The organism is Candidatus Zixiibacteriota bacterium, assembly GCA_036397555.1.
GTDB lineage: Bacteria > Zixibacteria > MSB-5A5 > WJJR01 > WJJR01 > DATKYL01.
Window position 1 is genome coordinate 1 of the sequence record DASWIS010000005.1, and the last position, 7,595, is coordinate 7,595.

Here is a 7,595-nt window from a genome sequence, read left to right on the forward strand (position 1 = left end):
TGGATCGTTGAGCGCACCTTCGCTTGGTTGCATCGATTCCGCCGTCTCGTCGTACGCTACGAATTCTACGCCGTCATGTATCTGGCTTTCTTGCATCTGGCTTGCGTCGTCATCGCGCTCAGGAGGTTATGAAACTGATTCAAGCTAAGTACCCGTGGGGCGACACGCAAGACGCTTCATCCGAATCAGTCGGTTGAGGCCGAGGGGCTCACCCCAGGATTGAGCCGTCGCATCGTTGCGAGAACCAGAGTATCAGTCGCTGGTGAGCGCAATGATCTTGTCCAGGCCGGCGTAGTGAAAGACCTGACGGACATGCTGATTGACATGGGTCATCGACAGGGTGGCGCCGGACTCGTCGAGTCGTTTGTACGTGGCGAGGATGACACCGATCCCGGCGCTTGAGATGTAGTCGAGTTTGCGGCAGTCCAACGTTGTATGACCACTGACATTATCCAACACCGCCTCGGCCTTCTCCGCCTGCGAGGCGTCGAATCGACCCGACAAGACAACGGTTGATGGGTCAGTTGCGGCGATCTCAAACATTGGCAGTCCCCAGATGCTTGATCAGTGTAATCCGGCATGTCCGGTTGTCATACTCGTAGATGAAATCGTCCATCATCTCTTTGATAAAATGAACGCCAAGGCCGCCGGGCCGACGATCGGCAATCGGACGCCCCGTATCCACCGGGGGGCGACTGGTCGGATCGTATCGTTCGACATCCCGGTCGATCAGGCACGCGCGCACGATGTTTTCATCGACGGAGAGTTGTACGGTAATGTCGTAGGATGACTCCCTGTTGTGGCGGACGTAATTGACGAAGACCTCTTCGATCGCCAGTTGAAATTGTTGGGTCAGTTCGGTACTCAGCCGGCTTTCGGCAGCAAACTGTGCGACAAATTCGCCGACGGACGCGAGCGACTCAACAACCTTGGCAAAATGCTGTTCCATCGTCGCGCTCTGGGCCACCGCGTGCGCGACCGATCAGGCGCGATCGGTCGCCCGGAAAAGCAATCATCGGCGACCTGTGCCGGGAATCAATGCCGCATTTGACGACAGTGTCCGCACAGGTGTCTGTGCCAGTCCTTGTCGTATTCGGCGCAAGGCGCCGACATTGTGATCGGGTGGGATGGACCGAACACACGCCGCCCGATCCGCGTGACGAGTACAACCGATCGGCTACAATTCCCTTCTGCGTCGCAGGGTCGGCGCCTCGGTTCATTGAAGCGACCTCATAATTCTGAGCCGACGTCGCCTGTTGCTGCCCGCCGCGCGCCTTTGTCGAAGAACCCGCCCGGTAGGGATGGGGCGCAGAGGCGTCACTTGGGGGCGGGTGAGCCCGGATTTCCGGGATATGAAACAGACGGAGGATCCAAACGGACAAATGGATCGGCAGTTGGCAGGGAGAAAGCGGTCATTGACGGTGCACAGCGTCGCCAGGCGGCTGGGACACAAGCGATGCCGGACGATGAATGATCGTGCATTGCGCGGATGCCGGAGTGGGTCATCGAAGCCGGCATCATGGGCGCCGGACGATCACCGGGGTGTTGCACGACGGCGAGGCATCGATGCCTAATCGGACTATGTCGGTTCATTAATGGACATTTCAGCGGCGCGGTCACGGTGGCATGAACATGTTGTGCGACTTGTCGTTTGACAGTGGCGCCGTGGATATTCGAATTCCGCAATCAACATTATGTAGATTCACTACATCGGTGTGCGGATCCAGCGGATGCTGGTTTTTGTCAAATTTGGGCAATTCGGCTTGACTCCCGAAATCGGCAGGTCTATGGTGACCGCGATCGATTTCTTGATCACCGGACTCATCGCCCGCACTCCGCATGGGTCGAGTTCTGTTACTATTCTTTTGTTGGCAGACGTCACTTCGCTCGTGGTCGGCATCATTACCAACTTTGTGTGGTGGAGCACTGTGTCTCCGCTGAATCGAGGGAGGACAATGGTGCCCATGCCTGAGAGGAGAAAGGCAATTCATATTAGTGACATTACTATTCCGACTTGATGTGCCAAAGCTCATCACCGACGGCCATTTGACAAATCAGGAGAATCACTCAGAGCGCGTGCGATTCTGCGGGCTCATCATCACATCTCACTTCTGGGAGGAAGTATGAACAGAGCGAAGCGAGTCTCAAAAGTACCGGCCATGGTCGCACTGGCGGCGATCGCGCTGTTGTCGACCGCCGTGGCAGCACAAGCAGCTGTCTCAAACTTGGTATTCGGCCCGCCGTACGCCGCCGCATCATCGGCCGATCATGGTACGGCACAACAGTTTACGGGCGCGGGGTCGTGGTCGAAGACCTACCCGGCGCCGAAGCTTGAGATGTACATCGACCCGCTGGCCCAATTCGGCCAGAGCTTTACGATCGGCGAAATCGCCAATATCACCTACCACACGGTCAACGACGGCACCAATCCCAGCGGCGTCGATTTCTACCTGTTGATCTACACTCTGCCCTATGTCGGCGGTGATGCGTCGTGGTATGGCAATCGGCTCAATGCCGAGCCGCTGTATTCCAACAGCTATGTCGCCCCGTCGGCCTGGGTCTGGAACACCTGGAACACTGATGCGGGTACGAACCAACTGACCTACTTTGATGCCAACCACTGCGGCAACTTCGGCTTCTACGGCGGACCGACGCTTCAGGACATCGCCGCTGGTGACATTACTTGGTCATCGTATCCCGGAGCTGGGGTCGGAGCCGATCCGACCCCGATCGATTATTCCTCGCAGACAGTGCTCTATCTGAACATCTCGACCGGCAGCGGCTGGTCGTCCTTCAACGGGCATGTCGATGCGCTCGAGATTCACCTGACGACCGGTGACTCATTCCTCATTGATCTGGAAAGCAGCACCGACCCTGTCTATGTCGATGACGACTGGGCAGGAACGGCGCCCGGTGTCGAGGTCGAGTCGGGCAAGTTCTTCGGCTACAATGCCTTTGCTACGGTCCAGGACGGCGTCGACAACGTGGCTAACAGCACCGTCTATGTCGCCGATGGCACCTACGAAGAACAAGTCGTCATCACCGAGGATCTCGACCTGATCGGTTCGGGACCGGGCACGGTCATTCTGTCACCGACCTCGCTGTCGTCGAGTTTTTCCTCAGGAGTGAACAACTTCCCCATCGTCATGATCGAAGGCGCGGATAACGTGTCCGTGCAGAATCTGGTGGTGGACGGCGCCGGGCGCGGCAACGGCAATTACCGCTTCGTCGGTATCGGCTTTCACAACGCCGGCGGCCTGGTCGATCTGGTTGAGCTTCGCGACATACGCGAAACCCCATTCAACGGGAACCAGCATGGCGTCGCGGTCTATAGTTACAATGATGACGGAATCGCCCGTTCGATCGAAGTTGCCAATTGCGACATCCACGACTTCCAGAAGAACGGCATGGCGCTCAATGCCGCCGCCAATACGCCGCTGGATGTCAACGTGCACGACAACACGGTAACTGGCTACGGCCCGACCGACATCACAGCCCAGAACGGCATACAGGTCTTTGCCGATCTGGCGACGGGAAGCGTGGAGGATAACGTTGTTGCCGATATCGCCTACGACAACACGAATTCGACCATCAAGTGGGTCGCCACCAGCATTCTGAACTACTTCGGCGGCATCGACATCGGCCGCAACACGGTGACCGGCGGCCATGTCGGCATCTACAACTTTGACGGCGAAGGCACGATCGACGAAAACAACCTGACCATCGAGAAAATCGGCGTTTATGCATGGGGCATCATCGCGTCGGATCCGAACCACGCGATCCCCGCGCCGTTCGCCGCTCCCGAGGAAGCCGCCAAGGGCGCTGACTTTAAATCGGCGGCGGCACTCCTCGTAGTCGACATTCTCCGCAACATCGTCACTTTCAGCGGCGGCGATAACACAGTGACGTTCGGCATCGAGGCCGATGGCGGCTTCGGTCCCGACGATCTGGCATTTACCGCCAATGAGAACATCGTCACCGGGTTTGAGGTCGGCATCGAAGTCTTCGAGTGTCAGTCGTCCTGCGGGGCCGGTATCATCACCGCCGCATCGGCGTATTCCAATTCGCTGGGCGGCAACACCATCGGCATGCGCTCGAATTGGTCGGGCGGCACAGTCGACGGTTCGGCCAACTCGTGGGGCTCAGTCGATCCCGGCGTTGTCGCGGGGCAAGTGGTCGGCGATATCGACTACACGCCGTGGCTGGACGCCATCGACAGCGATGGCGGCACTGCCGGATTCCAGGGCGACTTTTCGTCACTCTGGGTCGACGACGACAGCCCGCAGACCGGCGCCGAAAACCGCGTGCAGGAAGGGGTTAATCTCGTCACCGCCAGCACGGTCTATGTCGTGCCGGGTAACTACCCCGGGCAAGTCATCATTGACGGCTACACCAATCTCAATCTGATCGGCTCGGGTGTGGGTGTCAGTACGATCGAGGCGACCGCTTCAATGACGCATTCATTCGTCACGCCCGGTCCGAACAGCAACTATGCCGTCATTTCGGCGGAAAACTCTTCCTCCGTTGCCATCCAGGATTTGACGGTCGACGGATTGGGACTGGGCAACAGCAACTACCGCTTTATCGGCATCGGTTATCGCAACGCCGGCGGTTCGGTCTCCGGATGCGAAGTCAAGGACGTCCGGAACACGCCGATCGACGGTTCACAGCATGGTGTCGGGATTTATGGATTCGCCGATGACGGTAACGCCCGCACGCTCCTGGTCACTGACAACGACGTCTTTGGATTCCAGAAAAACGCAATGGTCCTGGCCGGTGCAGACCTGACCGCCCACGCCACTCTCAACGACGTTTCGGGCGCCGGACCAGTGACGTTTATCGCGCAGAATGGCATCCAGCTCTCCAATGGCGCGCAGGGCTCGATCTATGAGAATGACATCAGCGGATTCTCTTACACGCCGGCGACTTTTGCCTCAGCCGGAGTCCTCATCTTCTCGGGTGCGGGCCTGGTTGCGACAACCGTCAACAGCATCTCCGAGTGTCAGGTCGGCGTGTGGTACATCGACGCCAGCGGCAACATCGATGGGAACACCGTAACCGCAACAACCGCCGGCATGGGCGCGACGCCCTACTGGTGGAACATCATCGCTGACCCCGGTGTCTCAACCAAGACGCCGCCGCATTCCGGTTATGATCTCGATGCCACAGCCGGCGGCCATCAGGCGGCGGGGATTCAGGCGCTGACGACAAGTGTCTCTGGGAACATCGTCGACGGTGACGGCAACGGCGTCGGAATCGGTGCCTATGTCTTCGGCACTGAGACGATGGATTTCTCGGCCGACGACAACAAAATCACAAATTTTGACGTGGGGATGGAGTTGTACCGCGACCCGACCGCTGCGCTGTCTTCAATCGTGACGTCAAACCGCCTGTACAACTCCAATTACGGCTTGGCCAACTACAGCGGAACGGTCGATGCCCAATTCAACATCTTCTCCAACACGACCAACGCGGACGACGACACGCCCGGCAACTACTACAACGAGAATTGCTGGAGCGATTACAGCGGCACGCCCCCGTATCCGGTCGGCGGCGCCGGGGCCAATGTCGACAACAATCCCAATGTCGACTGCGGCCTGCTCATGTCACCTGATGCGATTGCTTATGATTGTTCCGGCGACTTTACGTTCGATGTGTTGATCGGTGAGATCGTCGAAGATCTCGCCGGTGCGGAGATCAAGATCTCCTATCCCTCGTCGTTGACCGTCGACGCGGTCACCACGTCGGTGCCCGACGGTGTGATTTTCTTCTGGGGTCAGACATCGCATCCGTCCGGCAACCGCGACACGCTGCAGGTCATTTTCACGATGACGGTCGGCTCGCTCTACGGACCCGAAACCATATTTAGCGTGACCATGAGCGGGACGGAAAGCTGTCTGGACGACGAGATCAAAATGGTCGCACGCAACCTGTGGCACCCCGGTTTTGTGCTGTTCCCGGTGCCCTTGGCAGGACCGATTGCATTGACTACCGATTGCGAAGACCCGGTGTTCACATTCAACGGCCCCGCCGACGGGCTGTGCTTCAACACAGTTCCTTCGCTGGACATTTCGGCGTCGGACGACTGTGATCTGGACGCTGTCTATTATCAGTATGACGGCTGCGACGGCGCGGGCTGGACCCTGCTTGCGGGCGGACTCAGCGGCACAGCTTACAGCAACGCCGCATGGGCACTGGCAGGATTCGCGGGTCTGAGCGACGGCAACCATTGCGTCTATTTCAAAGTGGTCGACGACTTCGGCCACGTCAGCAGCGACACATGCTCATTTTCATGGTGCTTTACCAAAGACGTCACGCCGCCGGACATTACCTGCCCGGATGATTACTCGGTTGAGTGTGAAGCCGAGATCACCGCGTGCGATCCCGGCGATGCCACCGCAACGGACAATATCGGTGGTGTGACGATTACGTGCGCCGATGGACCATTGGTCGGCGGACCGTGCGGCGGGACGGTGACGCGGACATACACGGCGACCGACGACTGCGGCAATTCCAGCGAGTGCGACCAGATCATCACGGTCGAGGATCAGACCCCGCCGACGGTCACCTGCATGCTTGACATCGACGTGCAGCGCTTTGTCGATCTGCCGCCGTGCGATGTCCTCGATGCCACGGTCACCGACAACTGCGGTCCGGTGACAGTGGTCTGCGAGCGTTCCTCGGTCGGCGGTGTGGGGTGCACCGATGTTTCGGTTCCGATCACCTACACGTACACGGCCACCGATGCCTGCGGCAACGAGGCGTTCTGCGAGCGGGTGGTGACGGTGCTGCGTCCCGATTGCCCCTTCTTCGTGGCGGCGGGGGATGTGTCATCGCCGGTGGATGTGGCGGTCGGCGGACGGACCACTATTCCGATTCGTCTCGATAGCGCGCAGTCGGATGTCGGCTCCTTCGAGCTGGCCTTTGCTTATGATGATGAGGTGTTCAGCATCGCCCAGGTCGAACGGGGATCCGCCTTGGCGGACTGGGAGTACTTCACCTATCGGCTGGAGACCGGCGTGATCCGTCTGATCGCCATAGCGGATTTGGCCAATGGTGCGATGCATCCCCCGTCGTCGGCGTACCGTCCGGTGGGGGTGTTGGCCAATGTGACGGTCAACGTGACGCCGGACCGCTCTTTAGCCGGTCAGAGCGTCTACTGGCAGACGTGTCTGGATGGCTGCACCGACAACACCATCAGCAGCCGCACAGGAGACATGACCTTCGTGATGGCGGAGTCGGACTATGAAAACTGTGCCGCCTCTCTCTCCGGCAGTGTATTGCCGGGAGTCCAACTGGGCAGCGCCCAGATGCGGATCGTGGAGCCGGCGGGATCACGGGGTGACATCAACCAGAACGGCCTCTCCTACGAGGTCGGCGATGCGATCCTGCTGGTCAATTATCTGATCAATGGCGTGGAGGTATTCTCCGAAGATGCCGCGCTGCGTGCCCTGCAGGTGCAGGCGGGAGATGTCAACGGGGACGGGGTGTCCCTGACGGTGGCGGATCTGACCTACCTGATCCGGGTGATCAGCGGCGCGGTCAGTCCGACCATCGAGGCGAAGCTGAGTCCGTATGCGGGCTCCGCGACAGTG

Annotated in this window: 3 protein-coding genes; 1 reads left to right on the forward strand and 2 read right to left on the reverse strand. The window is 59.1% G+C overall.

The window, feature by feature from the left end; translation table 11 throughout:
* Window positions 1-252: 252 nt before the first annotated feature.
* Entirely contained in the window at window positions 253-543 is a 291-nt protein-coding gene (locus VGB22_01140; GenBank protein HEX9749881.1) for an STAS domain-containing protein, read from the reverse strand.
* Window positions 536-949, reverse strand: coding sequence for an ATP-binding protein (locus VGB22_01145; protein ID HEX9749882.1), 414 nt, complete (start codon window positions 947-949; stop codon window positions 536-538). Before VGB22_01145 ends, VGB22_01140 begins: the two co-directional genes overlap by 8 nt.
* A 1,174-nt stretch (window positions 950-2,123) precedes the next feature.
* Between VGB22_01145 and VGB22_01150 the strand changes: the two genes are divergently transcribed.
* Window positions 2,124-7,595 (forward strand): hypothetical protein (locus tag VGB22_01150; GenBank protein ID HEX9749883.1); only part of this gene is annotated, 5,472 nt, incomplete at its 3' end.

What these genes read in the sequence shown, in the direction of transcription:
- VGB22_01145 (HEX9749882.1), bottom strand. Translation starts at nt 949, where the DNA reads ATGGAACAGCATTTTGCCAAGGTTGTTGAGTCGCTCGCGTCCGTCGGC.
- VGB22_01140 (HEX9749881.1), bottom strand. Translation starts at nt 543, where the DNA reads ATGTTTGAGATCGCCGCAACTGACCCATCAACCGTTGTCTTGTCGGGT.